The organism is Pseudomonas sp. GZD-222 (assembly GCF_049310525.1).
Classification (GTDB): domain Bacteria; phylum Pseudomonadota; class Gammaproteobacteria; order Pseudomonadales; family Pseudomonadaceae; genus Aquipseudomonas.
In genome coordinates this window covers 143,224-165,759 of sequence record NZ_JBMOWO010000069.1, presented here as the reverse complement: position 1 = coordinate 165,759, position 22,536 = coordinate 143,224, and the positions used below count along the sequence as shown (strand labels likewise).

The 22,536-nt window shown below is 62.0% G+C and carries 16 protein-coding genes; 10 read left to right on the top strand and 6 right to left on the bottom strand.

Features of this window, described 5'->3' with window-relative positions; genetic code table 11:
* Window positions 1-106: 106 nt before the first annotated feature.
* The gene (locus ACO6VD_RS13090; RefSeq protein WP_422419609.1) at window positions 107-1,021 is read right to left on the bottom strand and encodes a LysR family transcriptional regulator; all 915 of its coding nucleotides are present in this window, start codon (window positions 1,019-1,021) and stop codon (window positions 107-109) included.
* A 199-nt stretch (window positions 1,022-1,220) separates the two neighbouring features.
* Here ACO6VD_RS13090 and ACO6VD_RS13085 point away from each other — a divergent pair, with 199 nt between their 5' ends.
* The 3 genes from ACO6VD_RS13085 to ACO6VD_RS13075 all read left to right on the top strand — a co-directional run bounded on the left by ACO6VD_RS13085 (window position 1,221) and on the right by ACO6VD_RS13075 (window position 5,568).
* Window positions 1,221-2,243: a zinc-dependent alcohol dehydrogenase family protein gene (locus tag ACO6VD_RS13085; protein WP_422419607.1), complete on the top strand. Its 1,023-nt coding sequence runs from the start codon at window positions 1,221-1,223 to the stop codon at window positions 2,241-2,243.
* Window positions 2,244-2,680: 437 nt separating this feature from the next.
* Entirely contained in the window at window positions 2,681-4,177 is a 1,497-nt protein-coding gene (locus ACO6VD_RS13080; RefSeq protein ID WP_422419606.1) for a hypothetical protein, read from the top strand.
* Complete coding sequence (locus ACO6VD_RS13075; RefSeq protein ID WP_422419605.1) at window positions 4,177-5,568, top strand: PLP-dependent aminotransferase family protein; 1,392 nt, start codon at window positions 4,177-4,179, stop codon at window positions 5,566-5,568. Before ACO6VD_RS13080 ends, ACO6VD_RS13075 begins: the two co-directional genes overlap by 1 nt.
* Here the strand turns inward: ACO6VD_RS13075 and ACO6VD_RS13070 are convergent.
* Complete coding sequence (locus ACO6VD_RS13070; RefSeq protein WP_422419603.1) at window positions 5,550-6,470, bottom strand: SphA family protein; 921 nt, start codon at window positions 6,468-6,470, stop codon at window positions 5,550-5,552. The genes ACO6VD_RS13075 and ACO6VD_RS13070 overlap by 19 nt on opposite strands.
* A 26-nt stretch (window positions 6,471-6,496) precedes the next feature.
* Window positions 6,497-7,885, bottom strand: a complete 1,389-nt coding sequence (locus tag ACO6VD_RS13065) for an OprD family outer membrane porin (RefSeq protein ID WP_422419633.1) — start codon at window positions 7,883-7,885, stop codon at window positions 6,497-6,499.
* A 208-nt stretch (window positions 7,886-8,093) separates the two neighbouring features.
* Between ACO6VD_RS13065 and ACO6VD_RS13060 the strand changes: the two genes are divergently transcribed.
* From ACO6VD_RS13060 to pgm, 4 genes are all read left to right on the top strand, one after another.
* Window positions 8,094-8,999: a LysR substrate-binding domain-containing protein gene (locus ACO6VD_RS13060; RefSeq protein WP_422419601.1), complete on the top strand. Its 906-nt coding sequence runs from the start codon at window positions 8,094-8,096 to the stop codon at window positions 8,997-8,999.
* Window positions 9,000-9,084: 85 nt separating this feature from the next.
* The gene (locus ACO6VD_RS13055) at window positions 9,085-10,737 is read left to right on the top strand and encodes a VRR-NUC domain-containing protein (protein ID WP_422419599.1); all 1,653 of its coding nucleotides are present in this window, start codon (window positions 9,085-9,087) and stop codon (window positions 10,735-10,737) included.
* Window positions 10,734-13,001, top strand: coding sequence for an ATP-dependent DNA helicase (locus tag ACO6VD_RS13050; protein ID WP_422419597.1), 2,268 nt, complete (start codon window positions 10,734-10,736; stop codon window positions 12,999-13,001). Before ACO6VD_RS13055 ends, ACO6VD_RS13050 begins: the two co-directional genes overlap by 4 nt.
* Before the next feature lie 89 nt (window positions 13,002-13,090).
* Entirely contained in the window at window positions 13,091-14,728 is a 1,638-nt protein-coding gene (gene pgm / locus ACO6VD_RS13045; protein WP_422419596.1) for a phosphoglucomutase (alpha-D-glucose-1,6-bisphosphate-dependent), read from the top strand.
* A gap of 51 nt (window positions 14,729-14,779) precedes the next feature.
* On the opposite strand, the gene ACO6VD_RS13040 is transcribed toward pgm, so the two are convergent.
* The 3 genes from ACO6VD_RS13040 to ACO6VD_RS13030 all read right to left on the bottom strand — a co-directional run bounded on the left by ACO6VD_RS13040 (window position 14,780) and on the right by ACO6VD_RS13030 (window position 18,766).
* Complete coding sequence (locus ACO6VD_RS13040) at window positions 14,780-15,967, bottom strand: GGDEF domain-containing protein (RefSeq protein WP_422419594.1); 1,188 nt, start codon at window positions 15,965-15,967, stop codon at window positions 14,780-14,782.
* A 120-nt stretch (window positions 15,968-16,087) separates the two neighbouring features.
* Window positions 16,088-17,386, bottom strand: a complete 1,299-nt coding sequence (locus tag ACO6VD_RS13035) for an MFS transporter (protein ID WP_422419593.1) — start codon at window positions 17,384-17,386, stop codon at window positions 16,088-16,090.
* A gap of 66 nt (window positions 17,387-17,452) precedes the next feature.
* Complete coding sequence (locus ACO6VD_RS13030) at window positions 17,453-18,766, bottom strand: L-fuconate dehydratase (RefSeq protein ID WP_422419591.1); 1,314 nt, start codon at window positions 18,764-18,766, stop codon at window positions 17,453-17,455.
* A gap of 101 nt (window positions 18,767-18,867) precedes the next feature.
* On the opposite strand from ACO6VD_RS13030, the gene ACO6VD_RS13025 reads away from it, so the two are divergent.
* The 3 genes from ACO6VD_RS13025 (at window position 18,868) to ACO6VD_RS13015 (ending at window position 22,527) form a co-directional block, all read left to right on the top strand.
* The gene (locus tag ACO6VD_RS13025; RefSeq protein WP_422419590.1) at window positions 18,868-19,815 is read left to right on the top strand and encodes a LysR substrate-binding domain-containing protein; all 948 of its coding nucleotides are present in this window, start codon (window positions 18,868-18,870) and stop codon (window positions 19,813-19,815) included.
* Between the two features lie 34 nt (window positions 19,816-19,849).
* Window positions 19,850-20,815: a LysR family transcriptional regulator gene (locus ACO6VD_RS13020; RefSeq protein ID WP_422419589.1), complete on the top strand. Its 966-nt coding sequence runs from the start codon at window positions 19,850-19,852 to the stop codon at window positions 20,813-20,815.
* A gap of 164 nt (window positions 20,816-20,979) precedes the next feature.
* Window positions 20,980-22,527: a UxaA family hydrolase gene (locus tag ACO6VD_RS13015; RefSeq protein ID WP_422419587.1), complete on the top strand. Its 1,548-nt coding sequence runs from the start codon at window positions 20,980-20,982 to the stop codon at window positions 22,525-22,527.
* Window positions 22,528-22,536 lie beyond the last annotated feature (9 nt).

Sequence of the window (22,536 nt, the reverse complement as noted above, 5' to 3'; positions counted from 1 at the left end):
CAGCAGAACCGAGTGCGCCCTGGGAAGAATGGATGACTTTCGTGGCCAACATTTCTTCCCTCGGAACAGAATTCCGAACCGCTAGATTCTGTATTTTCAGGCGCCCTCAAAGACTATCCGGATCCCCAAAAAACATCTGAATCCGCGACCGCAACCAGCGCTCCCCCGGATCATTGTCCTGTGACCCACGCCAGGCCATATGCAATTCAAAACTCTGCACCTCAACCGGCGGATCCTCGGCACGCAGGCCGCCGGCAGCGGTCAGTGTCTCGGCGGTGTAGTCGGGCACGGTGGCAAGGATATCGGTGCCCGCCAGCAAACTACCCAGGCCATTGAACTGCGGCACGGCAAGGACCACGTGGCGTTTGCGGCCGAGCTTTTCCAGGACCTCGTCCATAAAACCACCCAGGTCACCGGCAAACGACACCAGCGCATGGGGGCGGGCGCAGAAGTCGTCGAGGGTCAGGCTGCCGGGCATGGTGTCGGCGCGCAGCACTTTTGGCTTACTGCGGCGCAAGACTTTGCGCTTGGCGTTGGCGGGCAAATCGTTGGTCCAGCTGACCCCGACCGAAATCTCGCCGCTGGCCAGCAACGCCGGCATCAACAGATAGTTGACCCGGCGTACCACCAGCACGATGCCCGGCGCTTCGGCGCGGACGCGCTTGAGCAACTGCGGCAGCAGGGCGAACTCGGCGTCGTCGGACAGGCCGATACGAAACACTGTGGTGCTGGTGGCCGGGTCGAAGTCGGCAGCGCGGCTGACGGCCGTGGAGATCGAGTCGAGGGCCGGCGACAGCAGGGCGAAGATTTCCACCGCGCGTGCCGAGGGCTCCATGCTGCGGCCGGTACGCACGAACAACGGGTCGTCAAACAGGTTGCGCAGCCGCGACAGGGCGGCGCTGATGGCGGGTTGGCCGAGGAACAGCTTTTCAGCCGCTCGGGTCACGCTACGCTCGTGCATCAACGTCTCGAAGACGATCAGCAGGTTCAGGTCGACGCGGCGCAAGTCGTTACGGTTCATCGGCTCGGCTTCACTTCACGTTTGGGGCAGGGGTGAATCTTAAGGGTAAAGACTGCTACCCTGCACCGCATAATTTGCTGCATGCGGCATTACCATCAATCAATGACAGGCATGTTGACTATTAATGGCCACGGATGGTCTAACCGTAAAAGCCCGGATAGAGTTCAGGGTATTAGAGGTTCACTAGGCGAGGTTTGCGATGTCCCGCATGATCCGTTTCCACAAGTTCGGCCCGGCCGAGGTGCTCAAGATTGAAGAGCAGGCCGCGCCGCAGCCGGCTGCCGGCGAGGTGCAGATCCGCGTTGAAGCGATCGGGATCAGTTGGTACGACGTGCTCTGGCGGCAGAACCTGGCACCGTCCCAGGCGCGCTTGCCTGCCGGTATCGGACACGAGATGGCGGGTGTGGTCATGGCTGTGGGCGAGGGTGTCGATGACCTCGCGGTTGGCGACAAAGTAGCCAGCTTTCCGGCCAGCAGTGCCAATGAGCATCCGGTCTACGGCGAAATCATCGTGCTGCCGCGCACCGCGCTGACCCGCTACCCGGAAATTCTTTCGCCGATCGAGGCCAGCGTGCATTACACGCCGCTGCTGATAGCCTATTTCGCCTATGTCGACCTGGCTCGAGCCAAGGCGGGGCAGACGGCGCTGGTCACTGACGCCAGTCATTGCGCCGGTCCCGCCTTCGTTCAGCTGGGCAAGGCCCTGGGGCTGAAAGTGTTCGCCGCAACCAAGGACCCCGAGCAACGTGACTACCTGTTGAAGCTGGGTGCCGACAAGGTGATCGTCACCGAAGAGCAAGACTTGCTCATGCAGATCAACAAGTACACCGGCAACCGCGGGGTCGATATGGTCCTCGATGGCCTGGGCGGTCCGCAGATGTCGTTGCTCGGTGATGTGCTGGCGCCGCGTGGCAGCCTGGTACTGTATGGCCTGCAAGGTGGCAACCAGACGCCATTCCCGGCCTGTGCCGCGTTCCAGAAGAACATCCAGTTTTTCGTTCATTGCATCGGCAATTTCACCGGTAAGCCAGAACTTGGCATTACCCAGGACCAGGTCGCCCTGCAGCGGGCCCTGCGCGATATCAACCAGTTCACTGCAGATAAACTGCTGACGCCGCAAATCATCGAGGTGTACCCCTTGGAGAAAGTGGTCGAGGCGCACCGTAAAATGGACGAATGTCCATGCGGTGGGCGGTTGGTGCTGAAAATTGCCGACGCCTGAGACAATGGCTGATAAACAAGCCCGAGTATTACTCGGGCTTTTTTGTGCCTGTTTCCCAAGTGGCTTTCGGACTTTTCAATCAAGTATCTGCTCGGCACTATTAATCTGTCTGGATTAAAGAAGCACCCGTGCAATCTGCGCTGGTTTTTTAGCGCATTCTGTGTCTTTTATTCATCGCGCAACACCCGATAATAAGCTGTAGTTTGTACACTCAGGGAGTGAGTTGAAATGACGATAAATCTGATGATTCAGCTGCGAAGCAAGGCTGGGGCGGGTGTAGCCGCTACATTGTCCTGGCGTGCGGGGACGTTTATATAAGCGCTGTAGGAACTTGTAGGAAGTTTCCTAGGGTTTTAGCGGGCTCCTCATCTCTGTTGTTTGAATTGTTTCGCAGGAGCGATCTTTCAAGCGGCCGTAACTGAAATCAGGTGGGCGTTATGGGCAGTATTCACGATCAAGCCATGCAGTATGTATATCAGCAAGTATTGCAGCGTCTGCTTGAACACTTGTCGCAAGCACAAAAAGCCTCGCTGCAGTTATTGATTCAGCGGTTGCTTGTAGCAGCCGGTGGTATCGAGCATATCAAGGGTTTGCGTTTGATGTTCGTGTTCGATGCCAGTCAACCCTGTGCCCAAGCCCTGGCGTGCCTGAGAGCAGCGCAGTTGAGCATCGCCGCACGCTCTCCCGGAACGTTCCAGTTGCGCATCGCCACCGCGTGGCAGGCTGGCATGAGCACAACGGCGCGGGCAAACATTGATAGCAGCTTCTCGAGATTGTTCATGCATGATGACCCGCGCATCGATTTGCTCGTGCTCGATGACGGCCATCTGTTGCCTTACGACAGTCGCCGCCCGCGGTCCAGTGAGCAGCAGCAGGCAGAGCGACAGGAGTGGCTGCTATGCGGACACTTGTCGGAAGAGGCGCCACTGATGGCGAATTTTGCCAGTCATGGTTACCTGCATCTGGCTGAACTTGCCCGTCAGGCACTGCGCTGGAAGGGTGGTGTAGATGCCATCGTCAGCGCCGAGCCGCTGGTGGATCGCAAGCGCTACCTGGCCTGGAGCCGACGTTCATTGCGCAATGCCGACTTGCTCGGCGTTCGCCCTATCCACAGCTGTGCAACGTCGTTGCTCGACGGCATGGGCGAACTGCGTTTGCGCTACCTGAACTTCCTGCTGGGAGAGGAGCAGGTGAACGTGGAACTGCCAGAGTCCGACACCAGTTATCGGCCGGCATTGCGCTTTATCACCATCGACGATCTGGTCGCTGATCATGACCTGGCCCAGGGCGAGCGCCTGGGCCGCTTCCTGGGTTACAGCGTCGATGAGCAGGCCTTTTCCTGCGGGCGCTCCGGCGCTGCCAATCCGTTACTGCTGGCCCACTTGCAGGGGCTGCGAGCAGAGTTCATCGGCAACACCCGCTACCGCGATGGTATCGAGTCGTACCTGCAGCAAACTCGCCATCTGCTGCAGCGCAAGGGCGTTACGCCAGCCCAGCAAGCCCGCGTGCTCAATCACTGGCAGCCTGGCGAGCTGGATGAGCGGCGTGCGCAGGCCAATGACTTCGCCCAGCGCGCCTATGGCCTGGGTGAAGCGCAACTGGTGTGCCAATTGTTCAGTCCTTTTGTGCGGCAGGGGTTGCAACTGGAGGCTTTTCTGCGCCGCTGCCACCCCGGCATGCTGGTTGCCGTCCCGTACTTGCATAAGGCGTTGCGCGGGCAACCGGCCCCGGAACCGGTGGTGCAATGGTTGGTGGACACCAGCGGCTTGCCACTGGTCATGCTGCAGAAGCTGTATGACCGTGAACCCTTGGCCGGCCGCCTTGCGGATTGCCTGTTGAGCAGTTTGCAGGTGCGCGGTGCCGATCTGCGCCACCTGAACGTTGGTACGGCGAACGACACGCTAAAGAGAGGCGAACAGGTTGGCCGTTATTGATGAAGAGCAACGAGTTTGCCTATCAGGCGGTGTATCGCTACCTGCTTGAACTGATTGCCCAATTGGCGCCTGGCAGCTACAGCAAGTTGCCTTCGCTACGCGACTTGTCGCGGCGCCTGAATGTCTCGATCTCGACTGTCCAGTATGCCTACGCCATGCTCGAGCACGAGGGGCGGGTACAGTCAGTGCCCAAGTCTGGCTACTTTGCCAGGGGCGGCGAAATTGCCGGGCAGTCCCGGCGTAGCGAAGACCTGTTGCAAGACCTGCAGCAGCACACCCGCAGCCCGCAGATGCAGGTGTTCAACAGCACGCAATCCTTGCCTTCCCTGGAAGCGAACCTGCTGGGTATCGAGCGCCAATTGCTGCGCCAGTATCCGCGCGCTGCCGGATGTGTCGATGCTTGCGGCGAAGTAGAGCTGCGCACGGCACTGGCGGCACGCTATACCCAGTCAGTGCAGCTGTATTGGCATGCCGAAGATGTTTACCTGGCACCGGACCTGCGTTCGCTGTTCGAGGCCTTGCTGGCCGCGCTGGAATTGCAGGGCAGCACGGTACTGGTGACTTCACCCTGTTCCTGGCGCTTGCTGAGAGTCTTGCAGGCCGCAGGACTACGGGTCATCGAGCTGCGCCTGGAGGCTGATGGGGCGTTGGACCTGGAGCGCTTTGCCAGTCTGCTTGAGCGCGAGCCTGTGCGCATGGTCCTCTTGCCTTCGCGCTTGAACAGCCCCCACGGCAGCTTGATGGCGCCGGAGCATTATCCGGCCATTGGCGATCTACTGACCCGACACGGAGTGTGGCTGCTGGAAAACGACCTGGACGGCGAACACTGCTTTGTTGCGCGTCCCCAGGTTTGCCTGCGGGAGCTAGTCGACCCGCAGCGACTGTTGGTGTTCTCGTCTCTGGCACGCACGGTGGGGGCTGAGGCGCCCTATGCCTATTTGCTGTCGCGCCAGTGCTCGCAACAATTGCAGCGCCAGTTCCTGGCCCGCGGCTTTTGCTTGCCGCCCCTGCGCCAACAAGCGGTGGCGCGGCTGTATGCGAAGGGGCGGATTGATGTTCACCTGGAGCAGGTGCGGCTGCATTTGCGCGAGCGCGTCAGTCATCTGTATCAGCAAATGCAGACCTACCTGGGCGACCACCTGCACTTCCAGATGCCCGCGGGTGGCGCCACGATCTGGGCTCAAGCGCGGGCGCTGCTGGACTCGCGGGCGTTGTTTCAGCGCATGCTTGACCAGGGGCTGATGATCGCGCCGGGTGAGCTGTTCAGCCTGCAGGGTGACTATCGTCAGCATTTGCGCTTGGGTTGGCCGGCAAAGCAAGCGCACGATCTTCAGAGTGGGCTGAGCCTATTGTGCGAAGCGCTGCAACGGGCTCAGAAGGCCAGCAGGTAGCGCAGGGTCAACTGGTCGCCCTCGGCGCGATTGCGCGCCCCGGATTCGCTGTAGTAGTTGACGAACACACTGTGTCCGCCGGTGCTGTAGCGCACGCCGGGGCCGAAGCCGAACACCTGTTCTTTGGAGTCCTGCTGGCGATGGCCATCGACCCGGTCGGCACTGATCTGCTTGAGATGATAGCCAGCCAGGCCCACGCGCCAATGATCGTCCAGGGCGTAGGAGGCGGCGAAGTTGCTGTGCACTGCTTCACCCGGCTGAATGTCATCGGCTTGCAGGCGTGCCGCCGGGCTGTCGTTGCGGCTGTTCCAGGCGTAGTGCAGGCGCCCGCTGAACTCCAGGCGCTCGCTGGCCAGCCAGGTGAAGGCGTAGTGCGGGCTGAAGGTCCAGACGTTGCTGCCGGTGTTGATCTGGGCGTTCTTGTCGTAGTCGCCGGTGGGCAGGGTGAAAACGAAGTTCAAGCGTTGCCAGAACGGGCGGCCAAACAGCATGACCGGGTCCCACTGCAGCAGTAGCGGACTGACCACCAGATCACCCTGGCGCGTGCGGGTGCCGCTTGGGCCACCGTCGATGTCCAGGTCCAGGTGCACCAGGGGTAACAGCACCTCCGCACCGTAATAGGCGCCGGCAATGCGCTGTTCGCTGATATAGGCGAAGTGCGGCAGCAGCGTGGCACTGCGTACCCGCTGGCGGCCGGGTACCGAATGGCCGCCGGCATCGACGGCCTGGTTGCTGCGGTTGTACTGCAGCGGCAGCTCGAAGAGCATGCCAGGCTGGGTAATGCCGTCGAGGAAGCTGGTATTACCCAGGGGCAGGGGAGGCAGGCTGACACTGTCGGCCTGGGCTTCCAGGCACACGAGTGGCCAGAGCAGGCCAAGGGTGGGCAGGTGGGCTGCACGCATGCAAGAGTCTCTTTATTGGACGTTGATCAAAGCAGGTTGAAGGGGTAGTCGAGGATCACCCGGTATTCGTCGGCGCTGGCGTTGCCACGGGTGTTTCCCGGGGCGGTATAGCCGTCGCCGGGGCGATGGCTGGCCCAGCGCAAGGTCAGGTTCAGGCCCTTGGCCGGGCCGTTGGGCACGGCATAGCGCAGGGCGATATCGCGTTCCCAGTGTTTGGCGTGCTTGCCCTCGGGGTTGTAGATGTAGCCGTAACCAGGGCTGGCCGGGTCGACACGGGTAAGATCGGCCTCGCCGCGGGTGTAGCCGACACTGAGCTGCAGGTTGGGGGCACGCAGGGCTTGCAGGCTGGTCTGGTACTGCAGTTTCCAGGACTTCTCCCCTGGCCCGTTGAAGTCGGCGTACTGCATGGCGTTGTTCAGATAGAGGAAGGTTCGATCATTCTGGGCGAGGAAGTCGAAAGGGGTGTCGCCATCGATTTTTTGCAGGCCGAGGCTGAGCGACTGGCTACCCTGCGCCAGGGTCAGGCCGGCGCTGTAGGCGTCGTTATCGATGCGCCCCAGCTGACTGCGCCCCTGGTCGCGGGTCTTGTAGTAGTGCAGGTAGGGCGTCAGGCGCAGGTCGCGGTACACCGCAAAGGTCTTGCTCAGGCCTAAATAGTGCTGGTCCCACAGGTCGGCAAGGCGGCCGCTGTACCAGGTCAGGTTCAGCGATTGCGCTGCACCGTAGGTGGCGCCAAACCAGGTCATATGCGAACTTTCCCGGTCGGGGGCAACGCCTGCGCGGTTGCCATTGCCGTAGGCACTTTGCAGGTTGCTGTGGCCGCTCTGGTTACGCAAGCGCGTCGACTCGACCCAGCCGGCGTCGAACATCACTTGCTCGATGCTGAAGTTTTTGACCGTCACCCCGCGGTAGCTCTGGGGGAACAGGCGGCTGCTGCCACTGGCGATCAGTGGATTTTCCAGCAGTTGATCGCCGACCTTGAGCAGGCTGTCGAAGGCGCGAAATTTTACCGCGGCTCCGGCTGCGGAAAACTCATCCTGCGGACGACCCTGGCTGTCTAAAGGCATCAATCCGGCACCGCCACGGCCACCACCGCCATCGAGTTTCAAGGCACTGAAAGCATGCACATCCAGGCCCATGCCAATCAGTGTGTCGGTGTACCCGGAGCGAAATGACAGCAGCACGCCCTGCGCCCATTCACGTTGGTCGCGCCGGGCCGGGGTGTGATGGTTGTCGCGGGCAAAGTAGTAATTGCGCAACAGGCCATTGAGACTTGAGCCGCTGACAAGGCCGGGGGCAATCGCCAGTTCTGCGTGCTGACGCTGGGTCAGGTCGAGGTTGATGTTGTCCCGTTGGCCCAGAGAGTTGTCAGCCTGGCTGGCGGTGGAAACACATATCAGGCCGAGGGCCATCATCGGTGATCGGCAGGGGATTACCCGGTTCATCAGTGCGGTGCCCCCAGGTTTTAGCGTTGTTCCAGTGGTGATACGTTGATCAGTCGAAATGTGTCGCCAGCGACCGCCTGAATCGAATAACTTGTGACTTTAGTGGGTTTGTGGCGGTCGCGTAATCCACATGTTCGGACTTCTAAGTCCCATTTTTGGAACGATCGAGAGTCCATGCATGATTGATCTGAATGAATTGTTCGTGTACTTGAAGGTAGTCGAGCAGGGGGGCTTTGCCGCTGCCGCTCGCCAGTTGGGCATGCCCAAGTCAACCGTCAGCCGCAAGGTCGGCAGCCTTGAAGAGCGTTTGGGCTTTCGCCTGATCCAGCGTTCCACCCGGTACTTCCAGGTCACTGAAATCGGTCAGGACTACTATCGCCATTGCCAGGCGATGATGGCTGAGGTGGAGGCTGCGGAGAGTGTGGTGCAACGCAACCGCGCCGAACCCTGCGGGACGATCCGGATCAGTTGCACCACCCTGTTGCTGAATTTTGCCCTGGCGCCGATGCTGGCCAGCTTCATGAACCGCTATCCACGGGTCGAGTTGCAGGTCAAATCCTTCAACCGCAAAGTCGATGTCATCAGCGAAGGTTTTGACCTTTCCTTGAGCCTGGCCTTTCTACCACTGGAGAACAGTGACCTGGTGATGAAACCACTGGCCCGTTGCCCCCAGGTGCTGGTGGGCAGCCCGCAATTGCTCGCGTGTCATGCGTCACCCCGATTACCGGCGCAGTTGCTCGAGTTGCCCAGTGTCGAGTGGGAGCGCACGCGTGCCAGCAATGCCTGGCAACTGAGCGACGGCGAGGAAGTGCTCGACGTTCGTCATCAACCGCGGCTGATCAGCGATGACGTTGCGACCGTCAAGCAGGCACTGCTCGACGGTGTGGGGATCGGCTGTGTGCCGCACTTTCTGGTGGCCGGTGAGCTGCAGCAGGGGCAGCTGCTGCAGGTGTTGCCATCATGGGCCCCGGCTGAGGGTGTGGTGGTGGCGATGTTCGCTTCGCGCCGCGGGCTGTTGCCTTCGGTACGGGCATTGATCGATTACCTCGACGAGGAATTCCAGACGACCTGGGGGCAACGCTAGCCGATCAGCGGTCAACGGGCAGGTTGCCAAGGGGGCTGATCTGTATGTATAACCAGTATCATTAACGCCTGCCAGTAGCCTTGCCGTGATCGCCCATTCTATCGACGACCCGTTCTATTACCTATACAACTTCCAGCAAGTGCTGCACTGGATCGCGCTGCGCTATGCCGATTTGCTCGATGACAGCGAGCGGGCTTTCATCAGCCAGTTCGACGAACTGCCACGTGCTTCCCAGGCGCTGCTGGTGCGCATGGTGATGCGCAAGGGCGAACTGTTTCGCCCGAGCAAGCTCGACTACGCCGAAATTGGCGCGCCGCTGCCAGCCTTGCAGCCATTGCTTGAACGGGGTTGGGTGACAGACGACAGCCCGTTGAACCTTGAACAGCTGTTTCAGGTGTTGCGCAAGGAAGAAATCGCCAGCGGATTTGCTGCGCAGTTGACGCGACCGCGAGCGCCCAAGGCCGAGCTGTTCGCCCAGTTGCAGGCCCTTGAGCTATCACCCCGGCCTTTGCATGACTGGTTGCCCGGCTTTGCAGAACCGCTCATCACGCTTCAGCTGCAAGCGATGTGCGACCGCTTTCGTCTGCTGTTCTTCGGCAACCTGTACCAGGACTGGTCGGAGTTTGTGCTGGCCGACCTGGGGTTGATGCGTTACGAACAGGTGGCCTTCAGTGACGAATCGCGGGCGCTGCGCCAGCGTAGCGATGTCGATCTGGCCCTGGCCTTGCACCGCTGCGCCGATTTGCTGGAGCAAGGGACGTCTGTACAGCAGGTCCTGGCCGAGGTCGAATCGCTGGAGAGTGACAACCCGTGGCTGTTGCGTCGTCGCTCGCGCCTGCTGTACCAGCTTGGCCAGCATAGCGAGCGTCTGGGGGACTGGGACCTGGCCTTGCAGATCTACCCGCGCAGCCAGCACCCGCAGGCACGGATCCGGCGTATCCGCGTGCTCGAACGCAGTGAGCAGTGGGACCAGGCCCATGCGTTGGCCACCGAGGTTGCCCAGCAACCTGCCGGCCCCATTGAAGTCCAGGCGCTGACACGGATATTGCCGCGCCTGCGGCGCAAACTGGGTGGGCCGGCACAACCACGGCGGGTAAAAACGCTCACCGGCCAGATTGAACTGCAACTGCCGCTGGAACAGGCCGTGCTGGGTGTGGAGCAGGCGGTGCAACTGCACCTCGAGCAAGAGGGGGGCGAGGTGCATTACGTCGAAAACACCCTGTTCAACAGCCTGTTCGGCCTGCTGTGCTGGGAGGCGATTTTCGCGCCGATGCCGGGGGCCTTCTTTCACCCGTTCCAGAGCGCACCGCAGGACTTGCACGACCCTGAGTTCCAGGCGCGGCGCAGCGGGCTGTTCAACGATTGCCTGGGGCAACTCGACGATGGCCGCTACCAGCAGACCATCCGCCAACATTTCGTCAGCAAGCAGGGCCTGCAGTCGCCTTTCGTGTATTGGCAGGTGCTCAACCAGCGCTTGCTCGATCAAGCCCTGGCTTGCCTGCCGGCGCCGCATCTCAAGCGCTGTTTCGAGCGCTTGCTTGACGATATCCAGAGCAACCGCGCCGGCATGCCCGACCTGATTCAGTTCTGGCCGGAGCAGCAACGCTACCGGATGATCGAGGTCAAGGGGCCGGGTGACCGCCTGCAGGATAACCAGCTGCGCTGGATCGACTTCTGCGCTGAACACGGCCTGCCGGTCGAAGTCTGCCATGTACGCTGGATCACGCCGGCGCCATGAGCTATCGCGTGGCGGTACGGGCATTGTGCGAGTTCAGCGCCAAGGTCGGTGATCTGGACCTGCGCTTCACACCGTCACCCACGGCCCAGGTGGGCATCAGTGGCCATCAACGGGTGGTCGCCCGCCGTGGCCCGGGCTTTGAAGCTGAGATCAGCCTTGAAGGGCAGTTCGCGGCCTTGCAGGTGCGCGGCAGGGCAGACGGCTATGACCCGCAGCTCAACCGCCTGGAAGAGATCAAGACCTACCGTGGTGACCTGGCCCGCCAGCCAGACAATCATCGCCAGTTGCACTGGGCGCAGGCGAAAATCTATGGCTGGCTGCTCTGCCAGCAGCGCCAACTCAGCGAAATCAACCTGGCGCTGGTGTATCTGGATGTCGACAGCGATAGCCAGACGCTGATTGAACAACACTGCAGCGCCGCAGCGCTCGAGGAGTTCTTCAACAGCCAGTGCGCACTGTTTCTGCACTGGGCCGAGCAACAAATGCAGCGAGTGGCGCTACGCGACGCCGGGCTGCAGGGCCTGGCATTTCCCCATGGCCAGTTTCGCCGTGGCCAGCGCGAGCTTGCCGAGACCGTGTACAAGGCGGTCAGTACCGGCCGTTGTCTGCTGGCGCAGGCCACTACGGGCATCGGCAAGACACTCGGCACGCTGTTCCCGTTGCTCAAGGCGATGGTCCCGCAGCAGCTGGACAAGGTTTTCTTCCTGACCGCGAAGACACCGGGTCGCGCCCTGGCGCTGGAGGCCTTGCAGCAGCTGCACGACAGTGCCCCTGGCCTTGCCCTGCGTAGCCTGGAACTGGTCGCCCGCGACAAGGCCTGCGAGTACCCCGGCACGGCCTGTCATGGTGAGGCCTGTCCATTGGCCAAAGGTTTCTACGACCGGCTACCGGCGGCCCGCCAGGCGGCCCAGGCACGGACTATCCTCGACAAGGCCGCCTTGCGCGAGATCGCCCTGGAGCATCAGGTCTGCCCTTACTATCTGGGGCAGGAGATGGCGCGCTGGGTCGACGTGCTGGTGGCAGACTACAACTATTACTTTGACCAGAGCGCCTTGCTGTATGGCCTGGCCCAGGTCAACCAGTGGCGCGTGGCACTGCTGGTGGACGAAGCGCACAACCTGGTGGAGCGGGCGCGGCAGATGTACAGCGCCAGCCTTGATCAATGGCAATTGCAGGCCCTGCGCCGCAGCAAACCCAACGGCATGGGCAGTGCGCTGGACCGCCTCAACCGGCAATGGAATGCGCTGCACAAGGCGCAAGTGGCGCCTTACCAGGTGGTCGACGCATTACCGGAGGCCTTCCTCAAGGCATTGCAGCACTGTGTCGGGCTGATCCAGGAGCAACTCAATCAGCAGCCCACCGGCACCGACCCGGCGCTGTTGCAGTTTCTCTTCGATGCGCTGCAGTTCATTCGCGTCAGCGAGCTGTTCGACGCCCATTTTCTCTTCGATATCAGCAAGCGCGAGGGACCGGGTAAACGCAGCCTGTCGACCTTGTGTCTGCGCAATGTGGTACCGGCCGCGCAGATCGGCCCGCGGATGGCGAGCGCTCGCAGCGCCACGCTGTTTTCCGCGACCCTGAGCCCGAGGCACTACTACGCCGACCTGCTGGGGATGCCGGCCGACACTGCCTGGCTGGAGGTGGCTTCACCCTTTGCCGCCGAGCAGTTGCGGGTCCAGGTGGTCAGTCAGGTATCCACCCGCTTTCAGCGTCGAGCAGCCTCGATTGCTCCGATTGTCGAGCTGATCGCCACGCAATATACCGCTGAGCCCGGCAATTACCTGGCGTTCTTCAGCAGCTTCGAATACATGCAGCAGGTAGCAACCTTGCTGGCCAGCGCGCATCCAGACATTGTCCAGTGGTGTCAGGCACCGGGCATGGATGAGATGCAGCGCCAGGGCTTCCTGCAGCGTTTTGAGCCCGAGGGGCGCGGCGTCGGCTTCGCCGTGCTCGGCGGCGCCTTCGGCGAGGGTGTCGACTTGCCGGGTACGCGTTTGATCGGGGCCTTTGTCGCTACCCTCGGACTACCCCAGGTCAACCCGGTCAACGAGCAGATCAAACAGCGCATGAGCCAGTTGTTCGGTGCCGGGTTTGACTACACCTACCTGTACCCCGGGGTGCAAAAGGTCATCCAGGCCGCAGGACGGGTCATTCGCGGCACCGACGACAGGGGCACGGTCATGTTGATCGACGACCGCTTCGCCGAGCCTCGGGTGCAGAGCATGTTTCCGGCCTGGTGGGCGCCCCAGCAGAAAAAATCCTGAGGCTGGGGAGCATTGGCGTCGCGTGCTTGTCAAAGTGCCAGTAAACTCTGTGGGTTTATTACCCTGAACATCCTTTCTTGAGGTTTTGCATGAAGCTCAGTCCTTTGGCAGGCAAACCGGCTCCAGCCTCCGTGCTGGTAGATATCCCGCGCCTGTTGACCGCCTACTACACCGGCCAGCCCGATGCCAGCATCGCTGGCCAACGCGTCGCGTTCGGCACCTCCGGGCACCGCGGCAGCTCACTGGACCTGAGCTTCAACGAGAACCATGTCGTGGCCATCAGTCAGGCGATCTGCCTGTACCGCCAGGCCAAGGGCATCGATGGTCCGCTGTTCATTGGCGCCGACACCCATGCGCTGTCGGCACCGGCTGCGGCAAGTGCTTTGCAGGTGCTGGCCGCCAATGGCGTTGAAGTCATGCTCTCCAAGGATGACGAGTACACGCCGACCCCGGCGGTGTCTCACGCCATCATCTGCTACAACCGCGGGCGCAGCAGCGGTCTGGCGGACGGCATTGTCATCACGCCGTCGCACAACCCGCCGCAAAGCGGTGGCTTCAAGTACAACCCGCCCAATGGCGGCCCGGCCGACAGTGATGTCACCAAGTGGATCGAAGCCAAGGCTAACGAGCTGCTGGCTGCTGGCCTCAAAGACATCAAGCGCATCGACTACGAGCAGGCCCTGCAGGCGAGCACCACCCACCGTCATGACTACGTCAGCAGCTACGTTGCCGACCTTGAAAACGTCATTGATTTCGACGTCATTCGCAGTGCCAACCTGCGTCTGGGCGTCGATCCACTGGGCGGGGCAGGCGTGCGTTACTGGTCGGCAATTGCCGAGCACTACAAGCTGAACCTGGAAGTGGTCAACACCGAGGTCGATCCGACCTTCCGCTTCATGTCCGTGGACTGGGATGGCCAGATCCGCATGGACCCATCCTCGCCTTATGCCATGCAGGGCCTGATCGGCCTGCGTGAGCGCTTTGACGTGGCCTTCGCCTGCGACCCGGACCACGACCGCCATGGCATTGTGACGCCGAACGGCCTGCTGGCACCGAACAACTACCTGGCGGTGGCGATTGACTACCTGTTCCAGCACCGTCCGCAGTGGCGTCAGGATGCTGCGGTCGGCAAGACCGTGGTCAGCAGTGGCCTGATCGACCGCGTCAGCGCACGCCTGGGCCGACGTTTGTATGAAGTGCCTGTTGGCTTCAAGTTCTTCGCCGATGGCTTGTTCGATGGCAGCCTGGGCTTTGGTGGTGAAGAGAGCGCCGGTGCCTCGTTCCTGCGTAAGGATGGCAGTGTCTGGACCACCGACAAAGACGGTTTGATCCCGGCTCTGCTGGCTGCGGAAATCACCGCCCGCACCGGTCGTAACCCGAGCCAGGCTTACCAAGAGCTGACCGCTGAACTGGGTGAACCCTTCGCGACCCGGGTCGAGGCCAAGGCCAATGCGCAGCAGAAGGCACTGCTGAGTAAACTGGCACCGGAGCAGGTCAAGTCGACTGAACTGGCCGGTGAGCCGATCGTGCAGATCCTCAGCCATGCCCCGGGTAACAACCAGGCCATCGGTGGTCTGAAGGTGATGACCGCCAACGGCTGGTTCGCCGCACGGCCGTCGGGTACCGAAGACATCTACAAGATCTACGCGGAAAGCTTCATCGACGACGCGCACCTGCAGCGCCTGGTGGCTGAAGCGCAGGAACTGGTGGACGCGGCTATCGCCTGATAACCGCCACCCGGTGGGAGCGGGCCAAGGTCCGCTTCCACTCGGTGTCCTTCAAAGGCCGCTTTCGGCCTGCAACAACTCTCCCTCCACAACCGTGCGATCAACCAGACGGATACTGTCGCGTCCTCCACGTTTGGATTCGTACAGCGCCGCATCACCTTGCTCGATCAACGCGGCAAGGCTTGCCGGCGGTTGGTTGAACAGCGTGGCGCCGATACTCAGGGTCACTGCGGCAGGTGTGGCGAAGGCCTGTGAAGCATCCTGCTGAAAACGCTCGCGTAGCGTGCTGCCCAGCTCGACGATGCGTTCTTTCGAGGCGTTGCTTAGCAGGATGACAAACTCGTCGCCGCCCAACCGCGCCGCCAACGCACCCTCGGGCAGGTGCGATCGAATGATTTCGCTCAGGTCAACCAGCAGCCGGTCACCGGCCAGATGGCCGTGCAGGTCGTTGACCCCTTTGAAATTGTCGATGTCGATCAACAGCAAGGCGCCTGGGCGAGCGCTCGAGACTTTGTCCAGCAGCCGCGGCGCCCGTACTTCCAGAGCACGGCGGTTGTACAGGGAGGTCAGAGGGTCACGTGCGGCCAGCCGGGCAATCCGCGCCTCACGACGGTGGCGTTCGGTGCCGGTCATCGACAGGGCGATCAGCATGATCGCCATTGCCCCTTCGACCAGCGAAATCTGGATGATCTCGCCTTGAAAAGCGGCCAGGTCAATCAGCGTACCGGGTACCACTGGCGTCAGCGCCTTGACCAGGTAGAACAGGCCATGGATCAGTAGCACATAACGCAACTGCACGGCGCCAACGCTCAATGACTTGCCATGCGGGCGCAGCAGCAGGCTGGCCCTGAGCGCCAGCACGGCAACCAGCAGGGAGTTGGCCATGAACATGACCTTCGACCACCACGGCTCGCTCGGCAGCAACAGCAGCGCAAGCCAGGATGCGAAGACCAGGTACCAGCCGCGTGACAGGCGCACTTGGGTGAAGCGCGCAACACCGATCAGGAACAGCCAATGAGCGAGCACCAACAGGCCATTGGCGAACCAGATGCCGATCAGCAGCAGGCCGCTCATGCGTAGCAGTGCAAGTGTCGAGCCCACGGTAATCGTGGCAAAGCCCCCACTCCAGAACAGCAGTGAGGGCTCGCGAATACTGCGCCACTCGATGGCCAGGTAGAGCGCCGCGGCCGCAGCGAGGGCGGTGGAAAGGATCAACAGCGTGGGAGGGTCGAGTGTCATAGGCTGACGGGTCTGTCTGAAGTGCAGAAAATGGCCCAATTGTAAGCGTTCGGGCCATTTTTTTCCGCGTCCTGACAGATGACATTTTTGCGTCTAAGGCGTACCTGTGACGCCTCCCGATTACTCCTGGCCCTGACGCAGGCGGGTACTGATCAATGCCGCCAGCACCAACAGCGAGGCAATCAGCCACAGGCCGTTGCGGGTGTTGCCGGTGGTCTGCTCGATCAGGCCCATGACCGACGGCCCGACAAAACCACCAAGCAAACCGCAGGTGGTGACAAAGGCCAGGCCCGCCGCCAGGGCACTGCCGCTCAGGCGGCTGGAAGGGAAGACGAAGATGATCGACTGCACCACGAACAGCATCAACGCCGTCAGCGAGAAACCGATCAGGCCGATGAACGAGTTGGACAGCGAGGCCAGCAACAGGCCAGCTGCCATGGTCAGCAAACCGAAAAACAGCAGGGTGCGGCAGCGGCTGGGTGATGTGGCCAGGCGTGGCAAGGTCGCGGCACCGATCGCGGCGGCAATCCAGGGTACGGAGGTCAGCATGCCGATTTCAAACGGCGACAGGGCGGCGTAGGTGCCGATGATGCCAGGTAGGAAGAAGATGACCGTGTAAATGGTGATCTGGTGGACAAAGTATACCGCAATCGCTAGCCAGATCTGTTTGTCGCGAAACATTTGGCTCAAGCGGCTTTGCTGAGGCGCGGCGGCTTTTTCGGCGTTCAAGCGTCGTTCGATGTCCTCGGCATCGGCAGCCGACAGCCAAGGTGCGGAGGAGGGGCCGTCCGGCAGCTTTTTCCACACCACGTAGGCCAGGGCTACTGCCGGCAAGCCTTCGATGACGAACAGCCACTGCCAGCCGTGCCAGCCCATGACGCCGTCGAGTTCCAGCAAGGCGCCGCCCAGCGGACCACTGAGAATGTTGGCCAGGCATACCCCGAGCAGAAAATAGCCGGTGGCGCGGGCGCGTTGCTCACGGTCGAACCAGTAGGTCAGGTAAAGCATGACGCCGGGAAACAGGCCGGCCTCGGCCACCCCGAGCAGCAGGCGCATGATGTAGAACGAGGTTTCGCCCTGGACGAAGGCCATGCCCGCCGAGAGCAAACCCCAGGTGATCATGATGCGGGTGATCCAGAAGCGCGCGCCGACCCGGTGCATGATCAGGTTGCTCGGTACCTCGGCCAGCGCGTAGGTCAGAAAGAACAGCCCCGCACCCAGGCCATAGGCGGCCGCCGACAAGCCCAGGTCGATGCCCATGCTGGCTTTGGCCAGGGCAATGTTGGTGCGGTCCAGGAAGCTCATCACGTAGACCACGATCAGCAGCGGCATCAGCTTGCGCAGCAGCAGGCTGTTCAGGCGTTGTTCGGCAGGGACAGCAGGCGCGGCGGCCGCTGTCGCAGTAGTGAGGATTGTCATTGTTGTTTCCCCGTTGCAATGTTCTGGCAGGGTGCCGCGCAGTGTGCGGCACCGCGGTTGGATCGATCAGGAACGGTTGATGTCGAGCCACACCGGGCCGTTGGGGTATTGGTAGCGTTCCAGAGTTTCCGCACGCATCTCAATGCTGTAGCCGGGACGCTGCGGCGGCATGTAACGACCGCGACGAATCACCACCGGGTCGAGGAAGTGTTCATGCAGGTGGTCGACGTATTCCAGTACGCGGTTGTGCAATGAGGCCGACACGGCGATGTAGTCGAACAGGGCAATGTTCTGCACATACTCGCACAGACCGACGCCGCCGCCATGGGGGCAGACCGGCACGTCGTACTTGGCGGCCATCAGCAGCACGATCAGCACCTCGTTGAGGCCACCCAGACGGGCGGCGTCCAGTTGGCAGAAGTCGAGTGCGCCGGCCTGGAACATCTGCTTGAACATCACCCGGTTGTGGCAGTGCTCACCGGTAGCTACACCGATCGGCGCAATGCGCTGGCGGATGGCAGCGTGGCCAAGAATGTCGTCGGGGCTGGTCGGCTCTTCAATCCACAGCGGATTGAAGGCGGCCAGGCGGCGCATGTTTTCTATCGATTCATCAACGCTCCAGACCTGGTTGGCGTCCATCATCAGGGTGTGTTCCCAGCCCATTTCATCGCGCAGGATGCTGGCGCGGCGGATATCGTCTTCGAGGTTGGCGCCGATTTTCTGCTTGATGTGGGTCCAGCCCTCGGCGATCGCATCACGGGCCAACTGGCGCATTTTCTCTTCGCTGTAGCCCAGCCAGCCAGGCGCGGTGGTGTAGCCGGGGTAGCCTTCACGCAGCATCTGCGCCTCGCGCTCGGCCTTGCCGGGAGCCTGGCGGCGGAGCAGGGCGATGGCTTCTTCGGGGGTGAGTACGTCGGTGACGTAGCTGAAGTCCAGGCAGCGCACCAGTTGCTCAGGCGTCATGTCGGCCAGCAGCTTCCACACCGGTTTGCCTTCGTGCTTGGCCCACAGGTCCCACACCGCGTTGACGATGGCGGCGGTCGCCAGATGAATCACACCTTTTTCCGGGCCAAGCCAGCGCAGCTGGCTATCGCCAACGGTGAAACGGTGCCAGAAGGCGCCCATGTCGGCAGTGATTTCTTCCAGGGTCAGGCCGACGATCAGCGGCGCCAGCGATTGCACGGCAGCGATGCAGATCTCGTTGCCGCGGCCGATGGTGAAGGTCAGGCCGTGGCCTTCCAGGCCAGTGGCGTCGGTGTGCAGCACGACGTAGGAGGCGGAATAGTCGGGGGCGCTGTTCATCGCGTCCGAGCCGTCCAGCGACAGCGAAGTAGGGAAGCGGATGTCGCGAACGCTCAGGTGGGTAATACGTATGCTCATGGCGGACTCTTGTTATCGGTGACCACTGGGAGGCTTGACTGTAGGTTGGCGAGCGATACAGGCATAATCGCGAATTCCTAAGTAGGGATATCGGATTTGATATGTCTCTTTCCCCTGACGACAACACACGGCCGTCGGCCAGCCTCGGTGCGCTGAAGATCTCCAGCCGCCAGATCACACTGCTCAACGCCTTGGGCGAGTTCGGTAACCTGCGTCGGGCCGCTGCCGCGATGCATACCACGCAACCGGCGGCGAGCCTGTTGCTGCAACAACTTGAAGAGCGCCTTGGCGTGCGCTTGTTCGAGCGTTTGCCGCGGGGCATGCAGCCGACGCTGTATGGTGAGGTGATGATTCGTTACGCCCAGGGCGCGCTGCACGAGTTCGAGCACGCCCAGGCGCAGATCGCGGAGCTGGCCCGAGGCGCCCTGGGACTGGTGCGGGTCGGCAGTGTCATGGGTCCGGTGCCAGGCTTGCTGACCAAAGCGGTGCTGGCCTACAAACGCGACCATCCCAAGGTACGCATTTCCCTTGAGGTCGGCACCAGCGACACCTTGCTGCCGTCGCTGCTGCGTGGAGATTTTGACGTGGTGATCGGGCGTTTGCCCGACCAGAGCGACAGCCAGGAGCTGAACATCGAGCTGCTGGACAGCGATGAGCAGATGCGCGTGGTGGCGCGCGCGGGCCATCCATTGGCAGCGGCATCGGCGCTTGCGCTGGCCGACCTGGTCGACCTGACCTGGATCCTCCACCCGATTGGCAGCCCCATGCGCCGCCGGGTCGAAAATGCCCTGCAGGCAGCAGGCATGGTGCAGTCGCTGGACATTGTCGAAACCGCTTCGATCCTGGCCACCACGGCAATGCTGGAAGCTTCCGACATGATTGCAGTGGTGCCCAATGACGTCGCCGAGCATTATGCGCGCTACGGCATGGTTGCCATCCTGCCCGTGGAGCTGCCGATCTCGATGATCAATCTGGGCCTGTTGACCCTGCGCTCGCGGCCGCGCTCGGTGGCCCTGGATACCTTGCTTCACTACCTGCGGGCCCACTAGCCATGCGTTCCACTCTGCAAGAGGCAGTCACTTGATGGCGACGGACATTACCCATTCCAGTTTCTGTAACTGGATCCGCTTCAAGCACCTGGTGCTGATCGACACCCTGGCGCGTACGCGCAACATGCACGCCACGGCAACGCGGATGAACCTCAGTCAGCCGGCCTTGAGCAAGATGCTGCGCGATCTGGAGGAACAGTTCGGCTTTGCCCTGTTCGAGCGTCTGCCACGCAGCATGCCGCCCACCGAGCTGGGTGAGTACGTGGTGCGCTATGCCCAGGGAGCGTTGGCCGAGTCGCAGCAGTTTGTCGACCAGGTCAACCGCCTGCGCAAGGGCGGCCACGGCTTTATCCGGGTCGGCGGGATTTTCGCCGCCACCTCGCTGGTCCTGCCCCAAGCCATTGCGGCGATCAAGGCGCGCAGCCCGCTGTTGTCGATTGAAGTGGTGGAGCAGTCCAGCGACCATTTGCTGACGATGCTGGAGCAGAACAAGCTCGACGTGATGATTGGCCGTTTTACCGAGGAGCGCTTCAGTCAGCTCTTCGACTTCCAGCCTCTGGAGCCGGAACCCTTCAGCCTGGTGGTCAATAGCAGTCACCCGCTTAACGAACTCGACTGCACGCCACTGGAGGCGCTGGGCGACTGGCCGTGGGTGCTGTATCCGGTTGGTACGCCGATTCGCGAACGCCTGGAGCAGGCCTTCCGGGTCGCTGGGATCACCACGCCTGCCGACAGCGTCGATACCATCTCGATGCCGATGTTCCTGCACCTGCTGCAGTCCGGGCCGATGATCGCCATGCTGCCCAGGTCCATGGTCGCCGCGCAGCTCGGCAGTGGTCAGTTCCGCGAACTGCAGACCCCGCTGCAACTGGCGCCGCTGGAGTACGGCGTGATTACCCGCAAGGACGAACCCTTGAGCGCGTCGGCCGGCGCCTTCGTCGATATCCTGCTGGAATTCGCCCGCCAGCGCCGTGCACAGGAGAGCAGCGCAAGCGATTGATAAATGAGGCTCGATAGGCGGTAGCGATAACCCTGGGTTATCGCTTGATCGGATCATCTCATTGGGAATGTTGCGCCTGGCTCCTTACAGTTATCGCAGATTCGCCCGGCACAGCTTGGGCGAGGCCATAACAAGAAGTCAGCCGCACCGCCCTGAGAGGTCCCATGCAACTGATTGCCCGCACCCGCACCGGCGACTCTGCCGTGATCCGCCTCAACCCTCTGGACAACGTGCTGATTGCCCGCCAGGCCCTGCCTGCCGGCCTGAGCCTGGACGCCGAAGCCATCACCGTGCGCCAGGCGATTCCCTCCGGACACAAGATCGCCACCCAGCGTGTGGAGCAGGGCCAGCCGCTGCGCCGCTACGGCCAGATCATCGGCTTTGCCTCGCAAGCCATCGATGCCGGCGACCATGTGCATGTTCACAATGTCGAGATGGGCGATTTTGCCCGAGACTACGCCTTTGGCGTCGATGTGCACACGGCGCCCGCCAGTGAAGCGGTGTTCCAGGGCATTGTGCGTGCCGATGGCCGTGTGGCCACCCGCAACTATGTCGGTATTCTGACCTCGGTGAACTGCTCGGCGACCGTCGCCCGGGCGGTGGCCGATCATTTTCGCCGTGATATCCACCCCGAGGCGCTGGCCGCGTATCCGAACATCGATGGTGTGGTCGCTCTGACCCACGGTGCCGGTTGTGCCGTGGACCCCAGCGGCGAAGCCCTGGGCCTGTTGCGCCGCACCCTCGGCGGCTACGCCGTGCATCCCAACTTTGCTGCGGTGCTGATCATCGGCCTCGGCTGTGAAACCAACCAGATCGAAAGCCTGCTCGAAACCCAGGGCCTCAAGGCCGGTGAGCAACTGCGCGCGTTCAGCATCCAATCCATCGGCGGTACTTCGAAGACCATCGCCAATGGCATCGAGCAGGTCAAATCACTGCTGCCCCAGGCCAATCAGGTCAAGCGCGAGCCGGTCAGCGCCCGCCACCTGATCGTCGGCCTGCAGTGTGGCGGCTCCGATGGTTATTCGGGCATCACTGCCAACCCGGCACTCGGCAACGCCGTTGACCGTCTGGTGGCGGCGGGCGGCACTGCAATTCTCTCGGAAACCCCGGAAATCTACGGCGCCGAGCATTTGCTCACGCGTCGCGCGGTCAGCCGTGAGGTGGGCGAAAAACTCATCGCTCGCATCCACTGGTGGGAAGACTACTGCCAGCGCATGAACGCCGAACTGAACAACAACCCCTCGGCCGGCAACAAGGCCGGTGGCCTCACCACGATTCTCGAAAAGTCCCTGGGTGCGGTGGCCAAGGCAGGCTCCAGCAACCTGGTGGACGTCTACCAGTACGCCGAAGCGGTACGCGCCCAGGGTCTGGTGTTCATGGATACCCCGGGCTACGACCCGGTCTCGGCCACCGGCCAGGTCGCCGGCGGCGCAAATCTGATTGCCTTCACCACCGGCCGCGGTTCGGCCTACGGTTGCGCCCCGGCACCGTCGATCAAGCTGGCGACCAACAACCGCGTGTTCGAACACCAGCAAGAGGACATGGACGTCAACTGCGGTGGCATCGCCGACGGCTCCACCAGCATTGAGGAGCGCGGTGCCTACATCTTCGAACAGATGCTGCGCATCGCCTCCGGTGAGCGCAGCAAAAGTGAACAACACGGCTACGGGCAGAACGAGTTCGTGCCCTGGCAGATCGGTGCCGTGACCTGATTGACAGCC

Excerpts from the sequence above, each read along its gene's own strand:
- ACO6VD_RS13070 (WP_422419603.1), bottom strand. The coding sequence starts at position 6,470 with ATGCGTGCAGCCCACCTGCCCACCCTTGGCCTGCTCTGGCCACTCGTG.
- ACO6VD_RS13075 (WP_422419605.1), top strand. The coding sequence starts at position 4,177 with ATGAAGAGCAACGAGTTTGCCTATCAGGCGGTGTATCGCTACCTGCTT.
- ACO6VD_RS13040 (WP_422419594.1), bottom strand. The coding sequence starts at position 15,967 with ATGACACTCGACCCTCCCACGCTGTTGATCCTTTCCACCGCCCTCGCT.
- ACO6VD_RS13015 (WP_422419587.1), top strand. The coding sequence starts at position 20,980 with ATGCAACTGATTGCCCGCACCCGCACCGGCGACTCTGCCGTGATCCGC.
- ACO6VD_RS13090 (WP_422419609.1), bottom strand. The coding sequence starts at position 1,021 with ATGAACCGTAACGACTTGCGCCGCGTCGACCTGAACCTGCTGATCGTC.
- ACO6VD_RS13085 (WP_422419607.1), top strand. The coding sequence starts at position 1,221 with ATGTCCCGCATGATCCGTTTCCACAAGTTCGGCCCGGCCGAGGTGCTC.
- pgm (WP_422419596.1), top strand. The coding sequence starts at position 13,091 with ATGAAGCTCAGTCCTTTGGCAGGCAAACCGGCTCCAGCCTCCGTGCTG.
- ACO6VD_RS13080 (WP_422419606.1), top strand. The coding sequence starts at position 2,681 with ATGGGCAGTATTCACGATCAAGCCATGCAGTATGTATATCAGCAAGTA.
- ACO6VD_RS13065 (WP_422419633.1), bottom strand. The coding sequence starts at position 7,885 with ATGATGGCCCTCGGCCTGATATGTGTTTCCACCGCCAGCCAGGCTGAC.
- ACO6VD_RS13035 (WP_422419593.1), bottom strand. The coding sequence starts at position 17,386 with ATGACAATCCTCACTACTGCGACAGCGGCCGCCGCGCCTGCTGTCCCT.
- ACO6VD_RS13060 (WP_422419601.1), top strand. The coding sequence starts at position 8,094 with ATGATTGATCTGAATGAATTGTTCGTGTACTTGAAGGTAGTCGAGCAG.
- ACO6VD_RS13050 (WP_422419597.1), top strand. The coding sequence starts at position 10,734 with ATGAGCTATCGCGTGGCGGTACGGGCATTGTGCGAGTTCAGCGCCAAG.
- ACO6VD_RS13020 (WP_422419589.1), top strand. The coding sequence starts at position 19,850 with ATGGCGACGGACATTACCCATTCCAGTTTCTGTAACTGGATCCGCTTC.
- ACO6VD_RS13025 (WP_422419590.1), top strand. The coding sequence starts at position 18,868 with ATGTCTCTTTCCCCTGACGACAACACACGGCCGTCGGCCAGCCTCGGT.
- ACO6VD_RS13030 (WP_422419591.1), bottom strand. The coding sequence starts at position 18,766 with ATGAGCATACGTATTACCCACCTGAGCGTTCGCGACATCCGCTTCCCT.